Annotated in this window: 2 protein-coding genes; both read right to left on the minus strand. The window is 40.4% G+C overall.

The genetic code is table 11. The features are described from left to right. Positions 1 to 17: 17 nt before the first annotated feature. The gene (locus QUA43_RS30725; RefSeq protein WP_333379551.1) at positions 18 to 581 is read right to left on the minus strand and encodes an IS630 family transposase; all 564 of its coding nucleotides are present in this window, start codon (positions 579 to 581) and stop codon (positions 18 to 20) included. Then, entirely contained in the window at positions 578 to 964 is a 387-nt protein-coding gene (locus QUA43_RS30730; protein ID WP_333379553.1) for an IS630 transposase-related protein, read from the minus strand. The genes QUA43_RS30725 and QUA43_RS30730 overlap by 4 nt, the downstream gene beginning before the upstream one ends. Positions 965 to 1020 lie beyond the last annotated feature (56 nt).

Consider the following 1020-nt stretch of genomic DNA (forward strand, 5'->3'; position numbering starts at 1 on the left):
TACAGCACTTCCGGATGTTATGAGGTACAGTAGCAGCAATTAGTAAACCAGTTTTTGAGATGTTTCGGATTAATTAAGTCAAGAGCCACAGCAATTATCGTATCAACCATTTGAGTGGTGGTTGGCGAAAACTGTCGCAACAAAGATTTGAGTTGCGACCACCATAATTCAATTGGATTAAAATCAGGAGAGTATGGGGACAAACACAAGATAGAAGCACCCACCGCTTCAATCATGGGCTTAATTGAATCTACTTTATGCGCTGGTAAGTTATCCATCACTACTACTGCTCCCGACCACAATTGTGGCACTAAGCATTTGTCGATAAACACCTCAAATGCTTGGCTATCCATCGAGTTGTCTAGGGTCATTAATGCTACTACTTGCGTGAGACTAATTGCACCAATTACTGTGACTTTCTTACCTCGATAAAAAGGTTTGACCGCATAGGCTCTCGTCCCTCGTTGGGAACGCGCATGAGTTCTGGTTAAACCTAGCAATACTCCAGTTTCATCTAAAAAGACTAGATTTTTTGGGTCGATATGCTTGACTTTTTCCCAATACTCTAACCTTAATTTCATGACTCTTTCAGTGCCTGCTTGGCTACTCCTAACTGTTTTTTTTTACGATTTAATCCCAACTTTTGTAAGGCGTTACACATGGCTGTTCTACCCACCCAATTTCCCGTCTTCTGAGCAAATAACTCACACAATTCTAGTAAGGTTGCATCGGGATGTGCTGCCACTATTTCTCTCAAAGAAGCTGTGGAATTATTCAAATGACTATATCTCGGTTTTCCCCTGGGTTTCGGCTGTAAATTCCCCTCTATTTTTTGTTGCTTGACCAGTTTTTGAACTAAACTTTTACTGACGGAAAATATCGCTGCTGTTTTTCTGATCGACAGCTTCTGATTTTGATGGGCTGCTACTATTTTTGTCCGCAAATCTACTGAATATGCTTTCATTGGTGTATTTTTTTAATCTATTCTTATTGTACCTCATAACACCCGGAAGTGCTGTA

The organism is Microcoleus sp. N9_B4 (assembly GCF_036701635.1).
Classification (GTDB): domain Bacteria; phylum Cyanobacteriota; class Cyanobacteriia; order Cyanobacteriales; family Microcoleaceae; genus Microcoleus.

Excerpts from the sequence above, each read along its gene's own strand:
- QUA43_RS30725 (WP_333379551.1), bottom strand. The coding sequence starts at position 581 with ATGAAATTAAGGTTAGAGTATTGGGAAAAAGTCAAGCATATCGACCCA.
- QUA43_RS30730 (WP_333379553.1), bottom strand. The coding sequence starts at position 964 with ATGAAAGCATATTCAGTAGATTTGCGGACAAAAATAGTAGCAGCCCAT.